The sequence below is a fragment of the Phenylobacterium sp. GW821-FHT12F10 genome (assembly GCF_058806695.1).
Map to the genome: position 1 here is coordinate 2184973 of NZ_JBXAPY010000001.1, position 12607 is coordinate 2197579.

Sequence of the window (12607 nt, forward strand, 5' to 3'; positions counted from 1 at the left end):
AAGCTGTTGCGCCTCAGGGTTGTTGTCAACGGCTACAGGAAGCTGCCCTTCCCGCTCGTCACTTCGGAGTAGCGGTGAACGCGGACGGCCTGGACCAGGCCAAAGCCGATCATCACCGTGGCCATGACCGTGCCGCCGTAGGAGAGCATGGGCATGGGCACGCCGACCACCGGCGCCAGGCCCATCACCATGCCGCCATTGATCATCACATAGAGGGAGAAGGTCGCCGTCACCCCGGCCGCCGACAGCCGCCCGAAGTGGGAGTGGGCCAGCGAGGCGGTGCGCAGGGCCATGAAGATCACCGCGGCGTAGAGGAACAGCACCGAGAAACAGCCCACGAAGCCGAACTCCTCGGCCAGGGTCGCGAAGATGAAGTCGGTCTGCTTCTCCGGCAGGAAGTTGAGCTGGCTCTGCGAGCCCAGGCCGTAGCCCTTGCCCAGGAAGCCCCCGGAGCCGAGCGCGATCTTGGACTGCAGGATGTGATAGCCCGAGCCGGACGGGTCGCTCTCCGGGTCGAGGAAGGTGAAGATGCGTTTGCGCTGGTAGTCGTGCAGCACGAACATGATCACCGGCGGCACGGCCAGGACGAAGGCGCCGATCCCCGCCGCGATCACCCGCCAGTCGAGGCCGGCCAGCACGACGATGGCCACCCCGGTCATGGCGATCAGCATGGCGGTCCCCAGGTCCGGCTGCAGGGCCACCAGGCCCACCGGCGCGCCGATCATCACGATGGGCACCAGCAGCCACCAGGAGAAGCGGGCGTCCTCGGCGGAGATGGAATGGTAGAAGCGGGCCAGGGCCAGCACGATCCCCAGCTTCATCACCTCCGACGGCTGGAAACTGCCCAGCGGCCCGAGGTTGAGCCAGCGCTGGGCGCCCATGCGCACGTCGCCGATCGCCTCCACCAGCACCAGCAGCACCAGGCCCGCGCCATAGAGCGGATAGGCGATGGCGAACCACACCCGCAGGTCGACCATGGCCAGGATCACCATCACCACGAACAGGATGCCGAACCTCAGCAGGTGCGGCCCCGCCCAGGGCTCCCAGGAGGAGCCGGCGATGGAGAACATCATCAGGGCTCCGGCCCCGGCGATCAGGCAAAGCGCCAGGGAGAACAGCCAGTCGATCTCGCTGAACTTGACCACCAGGCGGTCGCGTTCGCCGGGCCGGGTGAGCGCGCTGACGGTCATATGTGGCCTCCGGGCGGCGGGAGGTTGGGCGGCGCGCCGGCGACGGGCGCCTCGGGCGCGGCGCCCTCCGCCAGGCCGTCGGGAGTGAGTTCCGGCATGGGCAGGGGCTTCTCGATGCGGGCGCGGATCTCGGGGTCCTTCAGCAGGGCCACGCGCATCACCTCGCGGGCCCGCGGCGCGCCGGCCGTGGCGCCGCCGAGGCCACCGTGCTCGACGATCACCGACAGGGCGTAGCGCGGCGCGTCATACGGCGCGAAGGCGACGAAGAGGTTGTGGTCCTTGAGCTTCCACTGGACGCTGGCGCTGTTGCGATTGGCGACATTGTCATAGCTGCGGACCTGGGCGGTGCCGGTCTTGCCGGCCATCATCACGTCCCCCAGGCCGAGCTGGCTCTGGCGATAGGCGGTGCCGGTGACGTCGTTGGCCACGGCGATCATGCCGCCGCGCACATAGTCGATGTTCTCCTGCTTGAACGGCAGGTCGGGCACCGCGGCGCCGCTGGGCAGCTCCTTGCCGCCGATGGAGCGGACCAGACGCGGGTTGAGCGCCTTGCGCCCATTGGCGAGGCGCGCGGTCATCACCGCCAGCTGCAGGGCGTTGACGTTGATATAGCCCTGGCCGATCCCGTAGCTGACCGAGTCCCCCGGCTGCCAGACCGGCTCGCGCTTGACGGCCTTCCGCTTCCACTCCCGCGACCCGACGATGCCCTTCTTCTGGCCCGGAATCCCCAGGTCGAAGACCTGGCCGAAGCCCAGGGCGTGGGCCGCCCGGGCGATGGGGTCGGGGCCGACCCGCAGGGCGGTCTGATAGAAGTAGATGTCGCAGGAGTTCTTGATGGCGTCGTGCATGTTCTGGGAGCCGTGCCCCCCATGCTTCCAGCAGCGCCAGGTGCGACCGCCATAGTACCAGCCGCCGGAACAGTTGACCCTCTGCTCGGGATCGACGCCCGCCTCCAGGGCGGCGAGCGCCACCGTGGGCTTGAAGGTCGAGCCCGGCGGGTAGAGGCCCGACATGGCCTTGTCCAGCAGCGGCTTGCGCTCGTAATTGGCCAGGGCCCGGTATTCGGCGCCGGTCATGCCGCGCACGAAGCGGTTGGCGTCGAAGCTGGGCGCCGAGGCCATGCAGAGCACGTCGCCGGTCCGGCAGTCGAGCATGACCACCGCCCCGCTCTCGTCCCCCATCACCTCCAGGGCGCGGTTCTGGATGTCGGCGTCGAGGGAGAGCTGGATCTCCTTGCCCGGGGTGGCCGGGATGTCGCCGCCGGAGTCCTGGCGCACCTCGCGGCCGTTGGCGTCGACCTCGACCTTCTGAGCGCCGGGCCGGCCGCGCAGCGGCAGGTCGAAGGCCTTCTCCACCCCCTGCCGCCCGATCCGGAAACCGGGGTGCAGCATGATGGCCTCGGAGTTCGGGCCGGTGGGCGCCAGGTCCTCCTTGTTGACCTTGGCCACGTAGCCGATGACGTGGGCGAAGGCCCCGCCATGCGGATAGACCCGCACCTCCCCCATGTCGGCGGTGACGCCGGGCAGCTCGGGGGCTCGGACATTGATGGCCGAGAACTGCTCCCAGCTCATGTCCTCCATCACCGAGACCGGCGAGCGCTTGGGGGCGCGGATCAGATCCTTGGTCAGGCGGGCCTGACGCTCGGCGTCCAGGGGGACGAAATTGGCCAGGGTCTTGAGGGTTTCGGCCGGGTCGAGCTTGCCGTCCTTGGAGACCAGCAGTCGGAAATTCGGGCGGTTGGAGGCCAGGATCACGCCGTTGCGGTCGACGATCAGGCCGCGCGGCGGCGGCACCAGCCGGAAATTGAACTGGTTGGAGGCCGACATCTTCTCATAGCGCTGGGCCTCCACGAGCTGGAGGTGGGCCAGGCGGCCGGTCAGGGCCAGCAGGCCCAGGCCCGACAGTCCGCCCATGAGGAAGGCGCGGCGGTGGAACACCCCCTGCCGCTCATTGACCTCGGTGAAGAAGATGGACGGTTCGCTCATGCGCCCGACATCCTAACGGAACCGCACATCGGCGTCCTCGAACCTGTCGATCAGCCGGTGGGCGAAGGGGTACAGCAGGATTGTGGCCAGGAATTGCCAGAACACCGCGATCAGGCTGGGCGAGGCCCGCGCGTCCAGGCGGGTGAACAGGAAACCCGCCAGGCTGGCGATGCCGCAGGCCGCGGCGAACCAGGCCCACATCATCGGGCGGCTCTGACCCACCATCCAGTTGCGGCAGAGCAGGACGACGCCATAGGCGGTCAGCAAGGACAGGGCCCACAGCCCAAGCGGCGATCCCCAGAAGATGTCCAGGATCAGCCCCATCAGCAGGACCCCGAATGGCGCGATGATCGACGGCCGGATCACCGCCCAGGCGAAGGCCGGGACCATGCAGAACACCGGCTCAGGCAGTTGCAGGGTGAAGACCCGCAGCGGGATGCCGAACAGCAGGGTCCAGCCCAGGCACTGGAGCATCGGAAAGCCTAGCCAGCGCCACGGATCCAGAGGACGGGCGGCCGAAAGGCTCAAAACGGCACCTCCGGCGCGGCGGCCTGGGGCGGTGGCGGGTTGGCGGCTGGCGCGGCCGTGGTGGGCTTGGGCGCCGCCGGCTTGGCGGCGGGCTTGGGGGTCGCGGGCTTGGGCGTCGCCGTTTTCGCCGCGGCGGGCTTCGGCGCGGCCGGGGTCGTCACCGTCGCGGTGATGGTTGTGGGGGGCTTGGCGGCGGGCGCGCCCGGCGTCGCGAGGCCGACCACCGGCGAGGCCGGCGGCGGCACCGGCATCTTGTCCAGTTCCTCCTGCTGGGCCTTGGCCAGCTGGGAGAAGTCCTGGAACAGCAGGATGCGGACGAAGTCGATGGGAGCGGCGTCGGAGGCCAGGATCACCCGCCAGCGGCCGTCCAGGCCCTTGACCGCCACGCCCACCGGCAGGCCGCGCGGCAGCACGCCGCCGTCGCCGGAGGTCAGCACCCGGTCGCCCTGCTTCACCGGGTCCTTGCCCCGCAGGTAGTCGAGCTTGGGATTGGGCCCGCCGTCGCCGGTGAGGATGGCGCGCGCATTGGTGCGGTCGATCATCACCGGGGTGCGCGAGGCGATGTCGGTAAGCAGCAGGATGCGGCTGGCGCCCCGGGTCACCCCGATGACGCGGCCCACCAGGCCGCTCTCGCTCATCACCGGATTACCCGGCTGAATATTCTTCTCCATCCCGGCGTTGGCCAGGCGGGTGTTGGCGAAGGGGCCGCGGCTGTCGCTCACCGTGCGGGCGGCGACCATGGGGATCGGCGGCTCGGTCTTCAGGCCCAGCAGGGACTTGTAGCGGTCATTGGTGTCGCGCAGGGCGATGGCGACATCGCGCCACTGCCGGGCTTCCTTCAGCTCGGCCTTGAGCCGGCGGTTCTCGGAGACCGCGAACAAGTAGTCCCGCAGGGTCTCCATCCCCAGGCCCGTCCAGCGGCCGGGGGCGGCCAGCGCCCCGCTCACCGGGGCGGCGATGCTGTCGCCCACCTGGCGGGTGACGCCATAGGCCTCGGACTGGAAGGTCTCGCGCCGGTCCGACAGCAGCAGGGCGACGGCCACGACGACGGCCACGATCAGGGCCACCGCGGCGGTCCACGCCAACGGCACCTTCAGTTCGCCAAACGGACTTTCTCGAAAAGCCACCTAGCCGCCCGTCTTCAGGAGATCGAGAAGCCTCGCTCCCCCACGCCGATTTGCAAGTATTACGCCAGCGTCGATTCGAGCACGCCCTTCATCCACTTGGGATGTTCGAGCACCTTGCCGCAGCCGAGCGCCACGCAGGAGAGCGGGTCGTCGGCCACCGTCACCGGCAGGCCGGTGTGGTCGCGGATCTCGGCGTCCAGGCCGCGCAGCAGCGCCCCGCCGCCGGTCAGCATGATGCCCTTGTCGGCGATGTCCGACGCCAGTTCGGGCGGCGTGGCCTCCAGGGCCATCTTCACCGCCTCGACGATCTGACCCACCGGCTCGGCCAGCGAATCCGAGGCCTGCTTCTCGCTGATGCGCACCTCGCGCGGCACGCCCTGCATCAGGTCGCGGCCCTTGACCTCGATGGACAGGCCCTCGCCGTCGGCCGGAGCCCGGGCGGTGCCGATCTCCTTCTTGATGCGCTCGGCGGTGGTCTCGCCGATCAGCAGGTTATGATTGCGGCGCATGTAGCTGATGATCGCCTCGTCCATCTTGTCGCCGCCGACCCGCACGGAGCGCGAATAGACGATGCCCGACAGGGACAGGACCGCCACCTCGGTGGTGCCGCCGCCGATGTCCACCACCATGGAGCCGGTGGGCTCGTGGATCGGCAGGCCGGCGCCGATGGCCGCGGCCATGGGTTCGTCGATCAGGCCCACGCGACGGCCGCCGGCGTTCAGGCAGGAGTCGTTGATGGCGCGACGCTCCACCGCCGTGGCGCCCGACGGCACGCAGACGATGACCTTGGGGTTCACGAAGCCCTTGCGGTTGTGAACCTTGCGGATGAAGTACTTGATCATCTCCTCGGCGACTTCGAAGTCGGCGATGACCCCGTCGCGCATGGGGCGGATCGCCTCCATGTGGCCCGGCGTGCGGCCCAGCATCTGCTTGGCCTCTATGCCCACGGCGTGGACGATCTTGCGGCCGCCCACATTGCGCAGCGCCACCACCGATGGCTCGTTCAGCACGATGCCTTTGCCCTTCATATAGATGAGCGTGTTGGCGGTGCCGAGGTCGATGGCGATGTCGTTGGAGATGGCGCCGAAGAGGGACGAGATCATGCAGAGCCCTGGAGGGTGGGGAACGGTGACTGCGGGTCTGCGAAGCCTGGACCACCACCACTGGCGGCTCGTCGAATCAAGCCGCCCAGCACTCCAGTCTTCGCTTGCAGGACCCCATGCGTGTGCCCTGCCAATGGGTTGATTTCAAGGCTTAATGACAAACGCCGCTCATCCGCGTGGCTATGACGCGAATACTACCTGGCGTAGAGCGGCTCAATCGGACACGGCGCGGCGGAACGAGATGGTGCAGCACAGGCCATCCGGGGCGAATTCGAACCTCGCCTCGCCGCCCATTTCGCGGGTCAGCGCCCCCTCGATGAAGCGCACGCCGAACCCGCGGCGGGACGGCGAACGGACGGCCGGCCCGCCCGATTCGCGCCAGACAAGCTTCACCGCGCCTTCGGGGCCGGCCTCCCAGCGGACCGAGAGCCGGCCCTCGGGCCGCGAGAGCGCCCCGTACTTCACCGCGTTGGTGGCCAGCTCGTGCAGCACCATGGCCAGGGTTACGGCCGCGGGCGCCGACAGGTGGGTCGAGGGGCCCTGGGGAACGAGGCGGCCGTCGGCGTCGTGATAGGGGGCCAGGACCGCCTCGGCGATCTGGGCCAGGTCGGCGGCCTCCCAGTTGCGGGCGGCCAGTTGATTGTGCGCGTGGCTCAGGGCCATCAGCCGGGCCTCGAAGGAGCGCCGCATCTCATCGGCGTCGCGGTCCTCGCGGAAGCTGTGGGCGGCCAGGGACTGGACGGTGGCGAGCGTGTTCTTCACCCGGTGGTTCAGCTCGTCCAGCAGCGACTTCTGCAGGTCCTCGGCCGCCTTGCGGCCGCTGATGTCCACCAGCATGTTCATGGCCCCGGCCACCTTGCCGTCGCTCCCCACCAGGGGGGTCGGATAGGCCAGGAAGGCGCCGCGGCTGCCGTCCGGCCGCTCGAAGATCGCCTCGGCGCCCTCAACCGGCTGGCCGCTGCGGATCGCCTGGGCCATGGGGCATTCGCCCAGGGGCATGGGGTCGCCGTTCGGGTGATAGAGGGCATGGCTGCCGCACCAGCGGTCCTCGCCGATCACCGGCTCGCGGCCCCAGAGCTCGGCTGCGGCGGAGTTGAAGCTCATCAGGCGGCCGTCGCCGTCGGTGGTGTAGATGGCGATGGGGGAATGCTCGACGATCCGCCGGCCCCAGCCCGCCCGCTCCCGCAGCTGGTCGCGGGCCATGCGCAGCTCGGTGATGTTCTGGACGCAGTTCACCGCCCCCACCAGATCGCCGGTCTCGTCGAACAGCGGCTCGGCGTTGGACAGCAGGGTCAGGCGCGCGCCGTCCGGCTGCTCGATGATGATCTCGCAATCGCGCACCGGGTCACCGGTGCGCAGTACGCGGGCGATGGGGGAGTCTTCGAGACCGAGCGGTTCGCCCTTGGCGTCGAACGCCCGCAGGGCGCCGCAGTAGCGGGTGAGGCCGTCGCCGCTGACGATGACCCGGCCCCAGAGTTCGCCGGCCCGGCGGTTGTGATTGATCAGCAGGCCCTGGCGATCGCAGACATAGACGCCGATCGGCAGACGCTCCAGCAACGCCGACCAGGACCGGAAAGCGCTCTGCAAGCCCGAGGACGACGTGGAGTCCGCCAGCTCGCGCAAATCATGCATGAACATCCCCCGTCGGCGTCCGCATGAAGCTCAGAGTCCCCCGCGGCACATGCCTCAAATCGGCGGGACCGCCGAAAGTTCCGCCGAGTCGGGGAAATTTTCGAGGCATTCGGACGAAAGCCGCGAACTTGTTTCCTCGCGGGCACAGCATTCCGGGCCGTTTCACCCTATGAACCGCCTCAACTGAAGCTTGCGGCCGGAGGGCGCTCACATGTCCGGTCAGGCGGTCCTCGGGGTCGAGAAGGCCCGGTTCTACTACGGGGCCAGCCGCGTCTTCGAGGGCGTGTCCCTGCAGCTCGACGCCGCGCGCACCGCCCTGGTGGGCGAGAACGGGGCCGGAAAATCCACGCTTCTCAAGTGCCTGCTGGGCGAGCTTGAGCTGGACGAGGGCCAGATCATCAAGTCGCGGGGCCTGAAGATCGGCTACGTCCCCCAGGACGTGCCGCCAGGCCTGGCGGGCAAGACCGTGCGCGAGGTGCTGGAAAGCGCCCTGCCCCTCACCGACGGCAGCGAGGATTGGAAGGTCGACGTCCTGCTGGACGAGATCGGGGTCAGCTACGAGACCGCCCAGCAGACCTTCGGGTCCCTCAGCGGCGGTTGGCAGCGGCTGATGCTGATCGCCGCGGCCGCCAAGCTGGCCGAGCCCGACCTGCTGATCCTCGACGAACCCACCAACCACCTGGACCTCTCCAACATCAACACCCTGGAGGGCTGGCTGGCCGACGACGACCGCCTGCCCATGCTGATCGTCAGCCATGACCGGGAGTTCCTGGAGCGGACCACCACCCGGACCATCTTCCTGCGCTCCGACGGGGCCCACTCCTTCAGCGTGCCCTTCAGCCGGGCGCGCGAGCAGCTGCTGCACCGCGACGCCGCCGACGCCGTGCGCCGGCAGCTGGAGGGCAAGGAGATCGAGCGGCTGGAGAAGATGGCCACCCGCTACCGGATCTGGGGCGTGAAGAACGACAAGTTCCACAAGCGCGCCAAGGCCACCGAGAAGCGCATCGACCGCATCGAGACCGAGCGCACCGAGAGCTATGTCGCCCGCGAGCGGCGCCTGGAGCTGCACGACGGCGAGATCGACGCAAAGGTCGCTCTGCGGGTCCACGGCTTCACCGTCACCGTGCCCGACGGCAGCCGCAAGCTGTTCGCCATCGACCGGCTGAACGTGGCGGCCGGCGACCGCATCGCCATCCTCGGCGTCAACGGGGCCGGCAAGTCCATGCTGCTGAACGCCATCGCCCGGGCCTACGACCCCGACCAGGAGCACTATGACGGCCAGGCGACGGTGCGCTTCAACCCACAGGCGCGCCTCGTCTACTTCGATCAGAAGATGGCCGAGCTGCCCCTGAAGACCAGCCTGTTGGACTATCTGACCGCCGTGGACGGGGCCACCAGCAAGGACGCCAACGCCCTGCTGGCCAAGGCGGGCTTCCCCTATCACCGCATCAAGGGGCCCATCGCCGACCTCAGCCACGGGGAGCGGGCGCGCCTGACCTTCCTGAAGATGCGGCTGGCCAAGCCCAACCTCTACCTGTTGGACGAACCCACCAACCACCTGGACATCGAGGGCCAGGAGGATCTGGAGGCCCAGCTCGAGGGCTCCGACGTCGCTTGCCTGTTCGTCTCCCACGACCGCTACTTCACCCGCGCCGCGGCCAACCGCTTCGTGGAGATCCGGCGCGGCAAGCTGGTCGAGGTCGAGGGACCCGACGCGTTCTTCGAGGCGCAGTAGTCAGCGCCTGGCCAGCACCGTGAACCCGTACTTCCGGAACACCGCGCCTGCCTCCGGCCCGCTTAGGAAGCTCAGGAAGGCGCCCGCCTGCGGGTTCTTCGTCCCGGCCACCAGGGCGGCGGGATAGACGATGCGCGGATGGCTGGCGTCGGGGAACAGGCCGACGATCCTGACCTTGGGCTCCACCTTGGCGTCGGTGTCGTAGACAATCCCCAGCGGGCTCTCGCCGCGCGCCACGTACTGCAGGGCCGAGCGGACGTTCTCGGCCTGGGCCAACCTGCCCGAGACGCTGCCCCAGACGCCGAGACTGGCGAGGGAAGCCCTGGCGTACCGGCCCGCCGGCACGTCGGGGCCGGCGACCGCCAGGCGGCCCGCGCCGAGCGCCCTGGCGAGCGGCATGCCCCTGGCGATCTTCAGCCTCACCTTGGAGTCGGCCGGCGCCACCAGGGCCAGATGGTTGCTCAGCAGGTCGCGGCGGCTGGCCGTCACAATCAGCTTCTTGCCGGCCAGATAGTCCATCCAGTCGCCGTCGGCGGAGATGTAGAGGTCGGCCGGCGCCCCCTGCTCGATCTGCCGGGCGATGGCCGAGGAGCCGGCATAGGCGAACCGCGCCTCCCCGCCGGTCCTGGCGGCGTAGACCTCGCCCACCTCGTCGAGGGCGTTCTTCAGGGAGGCCGCGGCGAACACCGTCACCGGCCTGTCGGCGGCGAGCGCCGGCGGGGCGGCAAGCATCCAGGCGGCGAGAAGCAGGGCGAGGAGACGCATGGACCCTACTCCACCGCCAGGATGACGTGCGGCGCCTTGACCAGGGCCGTGACCGCGTCCCCCGGCTTCAGGTCCAGCGCCTGCGCGCTCTCCCGGGTGATGGTGGCCGTCAGGCTCTTGCCGTCGGCCAGGCTCATCGTGACCTCGGTGTTCACAGCCCCGTCCTCGCGGGCCAGCACCCTTCCGCGAAGCTGGTTGCGGGCCGAGGTGCGCAGCCCCTCCCCCACCGCCAGGGTGACGAAGCTGGACTTGATGAGCGCGATGGCCGGCTTGCCGACGCTGAGGCCCAGCTCGGCGACGCTGCGCCGGGTGACGACGGCGACGATCTCCAGGCCCTCGGCGATCCTCAGCGACACCTCGGAGCTGACCGCCCCGTCGCTGACGTGGCTGACCACGCCGCGCAGGGCGTTGCGGGCGCTGGTCTTCATGCCGAGACTCCAGAAGAGGGCGCCGAGATCGTCGTCGGGGGCGTCGGCCAGGTTGGTCTCCAGCCGCGCCAGGGCCGCGCCCAGCTCGGCCTCCACGCGGTGGAAGGCGGCGATCACCGCCCGGCCGCGCGGGGTCAGGGACGCGACCCCGCCTGCCTTGCCCCCGGCCTGGGTGGTTACCAGCGGCGCCTCGAACAGGTTGTTCAGGGCCTGCACCGCGTCCCAGGCGCCCTTGTAGGAGAGACCGAGCTGCTGGGCCGCCGCGGTGATCGAGCCCAGCGCCCCGATGGCCTCCAGCAGGGCGATGCGCTCGCCGCCCACCCGCGCGCCGTCGCGGCGCAGGGACAGGGCGGCGGTCAGGGCGTGCAGGGCGGCCAAGGGCGGGGACTCGCGTTATGTAGTCTGACTACATAACGCATCGCTCAAGCGAACCGCAACAGCACCGCCGTGGCGTCGTCGCGCGTCTTGTTGCGGGCGAAGGTGCGGCACTCGGGGTCGCCCGCCTCGATGGCGCGGAGTTCCGCATAGAGGGTCGCGAGGCCAAGGCGCAGGGCGGCGGCGAGCAGCGAGTCGTAGTCGTAGCGGCCATAGACGTCCACCAGCCGGGAGAAGCCGTCGCTCATCAGCAGGACGTCCATCGGCTCCCCGGCCGGCTGGACCTCCAACTGAAGGTGCGGGACGCCGGCGCCGCTGAGATCGAGGATCCAGTAGCCCTCAGGGATATTGATCAGCTTGCGATGCTCGCGCGCCAGCGCCTTGGCGGCGGCCGCGACCTCTTCCAGCGTCAAGCCCCGCGCCAAGTTTTCCGCCACCAGGCGCTCCATCCGGGCGTCCAGTTCGGCGACCCCCGAGGTCCCGAAGGTGGCGACCGGTCCCTGCCCCATGCGCCAGGCCAGGCGGCAGTCTCCCAGGTTGGCGAACTCCAGCGCGGTCTCGCCGACGGCCCGCGCCAGGGTGAAGCTGGCGCAGGGCAGCTCGAAGTTCGGCAGACGGTCGATGTCGCAGAGGGACGCCGCGGCCCGACGGACCGCCTCGACGGCGCGGTTCAGGGCCGCGCCGACATCCCCCGCCGCCGCCAAGGCCTCGAACAGTTCGGTGTTTATCCGATCCGCGAACCAGGCCGCGTCCGTCGGGCCGGAAAGATGTGGCCGATCACCGATGCCCGTTGCGCCGTCCAGCACCCAGACCGCCTGGCCAGATCGGCCCCAGGCGTCCTCGTTGTGGACCGCCGACGGCTCGCACAGCGCCTCGATCACGCTCAGTCGCATCTGCCCCCCTCGCGCGCCACGGCGCTCCCGTCCCTAGCCCTCGACCAACCGATCCTTCAGCACCGGCGGCACGTAGCCCTCCTCCAGGGTCTTGAGCGGGTGGGAGGCCGTGACGTGGCCCATGAAGGGCGGCCAGATGTCGTAGCCCAGTAGGCGCTGCAGTCGCGGCGACATGGTCTTCACCAGCTCGCGCGGCACGCCGAGGAAGAAGTTCTCCTGGGTCCGCCCCCAGGGCTCGCAATACTGGTTGGTGAAGGCCTGCCGTGGCGCCTTGCTGCGGTTGGCGCCGCCCCGGTGCAGCAGGGTGGCCTGGAAGACGATGGCCGCGCCGGCCGGCATCACCATCGGCTTGAGCAGGGCCGGCAGGTCGGCGGGATCCAGGGCCGCAACCTCGTCGTCGCTCCACAGGTGGCTGCCGGGGATCACCTCTGTGCAGCCGTTCTCCTCGGTGAATTCATCCACCGCCGCGATCAGGCTCATGGAGGCCGGCGGCCGGGGCCGCTTCTGGCGGTAGAAGCCGTCGTCGGTGTGGACCGCCTGGGCGGTCTCCCCCGGATAGATGCAGATCGCCTGGCTGGCCGAGAGCAGGTAGCCCGGCTGCAGGAACCGGTCGAGGATCGCCAAAACGCGGGGATCTTCGGTCACCTGCTCGAACACCCGGCCCCGCGCCACCAGGGTGTAGACCCGCTCGGTCTCGAACCCTTCGAAGTCGTTGCGGCCCCGGTGGGTGCTCATGTGCGGCGCCAGGCCCCGGCGGATGGCGGCCAGCGTGTCGGCGTCGCAGAAGTCCTCGATCACCGTATAGCCGTCGCTGTGCAGCCGTTCGGTGTGGGCGTCGACGTCCAT

Annotated in this window: 11 protein-coding genes; 1 reads left to right on the plus strand and 10 read right to left on the minus strand. The window is 69.7% G+C overall.

The genetic code is table 11. From position 1 onward, the window contains the following. Window positions 1-32 precede the first annotated feature (32 nt). From rodA to AC1RN5_RS11045, 6 genes are all read right to left on the minus strand, one after another. A complete protein-coding gene (gene rodA / locus AC1RN5_RS11020) occupies window positions 33-1190 on the minus strand; it encodes a rod shape-determining protein RodA (protein WP_493041193.1) in 1158 nt (385 codons plus the stop codon). After that, window positions 1187-3175, minus strand: coding sequence for a penicillin-binding protein 2 (gene mrdA, locus AC1RN5_RS11025; RefSeq protein ID WP_493041194.1), 1989 nt, complete (start codon window positions 3173-3175; stop codon window positions 1187-1189). The genes rodA and mrdA overlap by 4 nt, the downstream gene beginning before the upstream one ends. Window positions 3176-3187: 12 nt before the next feature. Continuing rightward, complete coding sequence (locus tag AC1RN5_RS11030) at window positions 3188-3703, minus strand: hypothetical protein (protein ID WP_421930984.1); 516 nt, start codon at window positions 3701-3703, stop codon at window positions 3188-3190. After that, window positions 3700-4830, minus strand: coding sequence for a rod shape-determining protein MreC (gene mreC, locus AC1RN5_RS11035; protein WP_493041195.1), 1131 nt, complete (start codon window positions 4828-4830; stop codon window positions 3700-3702). Before mreC ends, AC1RN5_RS11030 begins: the two co-directional genes overlap by 4 nt. Window positions 4831-4889: 59 nt before the next feature. Continuing rightward, window positions 4890-5933, minus strand: coding sequence for a rod shape-determining protein (locus tag AC1RN5_RS11040; RefSeq protein ID WP_215341221.1), 1044 nt, complete (start codon window positions 5931-5933; stop codon window positions 4890-4892). A gap of 213 nt (window positions 5934-6146) precedes the next feature. Further along, complete coding sequence (locus AC1RN5_RS11045; RefSeq protein ID WP_493041196.1) at window positions 6147-7565, minus strand: sensor histidine kinase; 1419 nt, start codon at window positions 7563-7565, stop codon at window positions 6147-6149. A gap of 211 nt (window positions 7566-7776) precedes the next feature. Between AC1RN5_RS11045 and AC1RN5_RS11050 the strand changes: the two genes are divergently transcribed. Then, on the plus strand, window positions 7777-9300 hold the full coding sequence (locus AC1RN5_RS11050) for an ABC-F family ATP-binding cassette domain-containing protein (protein WP_493041197.1): 1524 nt from the start codon (window positions 7777-7779) through the stop codon (window positions 9298-9300). Here the strand turns inward: AC1RN5_RS11050 and modA are convergent, their stop codons facing one another. From modA to AC1RN5_RS11070, 4 genes are read right to left on the minus strand one after another with little or no spacing between them, the layout of a single operon-like run. Beyond that, window positions 9301-10065, minus strand: a complete 765-nt coding sequence (gene modA, locus AC1RN5_RS11055) for a molybdate ABC transporter substrate-binding protein (RefSeq protein ID WP_493041198.1) — start codon at window positions 10063-10065, stop codon at window positions 9301-9303. A gap of 5 nt (window positions 10066-10070) precedes the next feature. Further along, the gene (locus AC1RN5_RS11060; RefSeq protein ID WP_493041199.1) at window positions 10071-10871 is read right to left on the minus strand and encodes a TOBE domain-containing protein; all 801 of its coding nucleotides are present in this window, start codon (window positions 10869-10871) and stop codon (window positions 10071-10073) included. Window positions 10872-10915: 44 nt separating this feature from the next. Then, window positions 10916-11761, minus strand: coding sequence for a hypothetical protein (locus AC1RN5_RS11065; RefSeq protein ID WP_493041200.1), 846 nt, complete (start codon window positions 11759-11761; stop codon window positions 10916-10918). Window positions 11762-11794: 33 nt separating this feature from the next. Beyond that, the gene (locus tag AC1RN5_RS11070; protein ID WP_493041201.1) at window positions 11795-12607 is read right to left on the minus strand and encodes a phytanoyl-CoA dioxygenase family protein; all 813 of its coding nucleotides are present in this window, start codon (window positions 12605-12607) and stop codon (window positions 11795-11797) included.

What these genes read in the sequence shown, in the direction of transcription:
- rodA (WP_493041193.1), bottom strand. Translation starts at nt 1,190, where the DNA reads ATGACCGTCAGCGCGCTCACCCGGCCCGGCGAACGCGACCGCCTGGTG.
- mrdA (WP_493041194.1), bottom strand. Translation starts at nt 3,175, where the DNA reads ATGAGCGAACCGTCCATCTTCTTCACCGAGGTCAATGAGCGGCAGGGG.
- AC1RN5_RS11040 (WP_215341221.1), bottom strand. Translation starts at nt 5,933, where the DNA reads ATGATCTCGTCCCTCTTCGGCGCCATCTCCAACGACATCGCCATCGAC.
- AC1RN5_RS11045 (WP_493041196.1), bottom strand. Translation starts at nt 7,565, where the DNA reads ATGCATGATTTGCGCGAGCTGGCGGACTCCACGTCGTCCTCGGGCTTG.
- AC1RN5_RS11050 (WP_493041197.1), top strand. Translation starts at nt 7,777, where the DNA reads ATGTCCGGTCAGGCGGTCCTCGGGGTCGAGAAGGCCCGGTTCTACTAC.
- modA (WP_493041198.1), bottom strand. Translation starts at nt 10,065, where the DNA reads ATGCGTCTCCTCGCCCTGCTTCTCGCCGCCTGGATGCTTGCCGCCCCG.
- AC1RN5_RS11065 (WP_493041200.1), bottom strand. Translation starts at nt 11,761, where the DNA reads ATGCGACTGAGCGTGATCGAGGCGCTGTGCGAGCCGTCGGCGGTCCAC.
- AC1RN5_RS11070 (WP_493041201.1), bottom strand. Translation starts at nt 12,607, where the DNA reads ATGGACGTCGACGCCCACACCGAACGGCTGCACAGCGACGGCTATACG.